The sequence below is a fragment of the Ideonella sp. B508-1 genome, assembly GCF_000333615.1.
Taxonomy (GTDB): Bacteria; Pseudomonadota; Gammaproteobacteria; order Burkholderiales; family Burkholderiaceae_C; genus Ideonella.
Map to the genome: position 1 here is coordinate 1 of NZ_BADL01000118.1, position 1,344 is coordinate 1,344.

The 1,344-nt window shown below is 63.7% G+C and carries 3 protein-coding genes and 1 pseudogene; 3 read left to right on the plus strand and 1 reads right to left on the minus strand.

Translation table 11 applies throughout. The features are described from left to right. From I73_RS26060 to I73_RS05175, 3 genes are all read left to right on the plus strand, one after another. Positions 1 to 292 (plus strand): PepSY-associated TM helix domain-containing protein (locus I73_RS26060; RefSeq protein WP_040499615.1); only part of this gene is annotated, 292 nt, incomplete at its 5' end. Positions 293 to 333: 41 nt separating this feature from the next. Beyond that, entirely contained in the window at positions 334 to 810 is a 477-nt protein-coding gene (bfr, locus tag I73_RS05170; protein ID WP_022979638.1) for a bacterioferritin, read from the plus strand. A 112-nt stretch (positions 811 to 922) separates the two neighbouring features. Further along, a complete protein-coding gene (locus I73_RS05175; protein WP_026096334.1) occupies positions 923 to 1,144 on the plus strand; it encodes a bacterioferritin-associated ferredoxin in 222 nt (73 codons plus the stop codon). Between the two features lie 23 nt (positions 1,145 to 1,167). Here I73_RS05175 and I73_RS26065 read toward each other — a convergent pair. Beyond that, positions 1,168 to 1,344 (minus strand): annotated as a pseudogene (locus I73_RS26065) (urease accessory protein UreG); the annotation flags it as partial.

Consider the following 1,344-nt stretch of genomic DNA (forward strand, 5'->3'; position numbering starts at 1 on the left):
TGGCGATGGCAGCCTGGGCAATCGCTGGCTCTCTTTAAACAGCCGAACCGGTGCGCTGGCTTGCACCTACATTCTAAGAACCAGCACCACTTGCTACATCTTCCTACAAAGCATGTTTCCGCTGCATTCCGGCCGCATCCTGGGGCTGGGCGGCCGGCTGCTGATTTCCCTGATGGGGCTGGCCATTGCGACGCTGAGCGTCACGGGGGTGCTGATCTGGGCGCGCAAGCAACGGGGGCGCCGACAGGGCGCGCGGACCCGAAATACCGTACCGCTCGCCAGCCGGCCCTGAGTTGCGCAGAATCGGGCCTTTCCACGCAGCAGGAGGACGCCATGAAGGGCGACGCCAAGGTCATCGAGTATCTCAACGCCCAGCTCAAGAACGAGCTCACCGCGATCAACCAGTACTTCCTGCATGCCCGCATGCTGAAGAACTGGGGCCTGATGCGTCTGGCCAAGCACGAGTACGAGGAATCGATCGAGGAGATGAAGCACGCCGACAAGCTGATCGAGCGCATCCTGATGATCGAGGGCCTGCCCAATCTGCAGGACCTGGGCAAGCTCTACATCGGTGAGAGCGCCGTCGAGGTGCTGCACTGCGATCTGAAGATCGAGATGCTGTCGCACCCCCTGCTCAAGGAGGCCATGGCCTATTGCGAGAGCGTGCGCGACTTCGTCTCGCGCGACATCCTGCTGGAGATCCTGGACGACACCGAGGAGCACATCGACCACCTGGAGACCGAGATCGGCCTGGTGGCCCAGGTGGGCGAGCCCAACTGGCTGCAGACGCAGATCGGCGAGGGCTCCTGAGCCCGGGCCGGCGAAGGGGCCGGCCAAATCCCCAACACCTTGATGGGTGTTGAGAAGTATTCGCATTTGCAATATGCTGGGCGCACTCTGTCATCCGAACCTGTGTGCGCCCATGATCGTCTGCCTCTGCAATCGCGTCAGCGACCGTGACATCCGCCATGCCGTCCAGGTGGAGGGCGTGCGCGACTTCGAGCAACTCAAGGACTGGACGCAGGCCGCGTCCTGCTGCGGCTGCTGCCACGATTGCGCGCGCGAGGTGTTCGAGGAAGCCTGTGCGGCGGCCCCGGCCAACGAGTCCTCGGTGGCGCCGGTCATCCTGATGGCCCGGGCCTGAAGGCGCCGGGCCCGCCATGCACCTCAGGTCTGCTGCACCAGCAGGCCTTTTTGTTCGATGAAGCGCACGACCTGATCCAGACCCTCCCGGGTCTTCAGATTGGTCATCACAAAGGGCCGGGTCGGGCGCATGCGCCGCGTGTCGGCTTCCATCACGGCCAGATCGGCCCCCACATGGGGTGCCAGGTCGGTCTTGTTGAT

Excerpts from the sequence above, each read along its gene's own strand:
- bfr (WP_022979638.1), top strand. The coding sequence starts at position 334 with ATGAAGGGCGACGCCAAGGTCATCGAGTATCTCAACGCCCAGCTCAAG.
- I73_RS05175 (WP_026096334.1), top strand. The coding sequence starts at position 923 with ATGATCGTCTGCCTCTGCAATCGCGTCAGCGACCGTGACATCCGCCAT.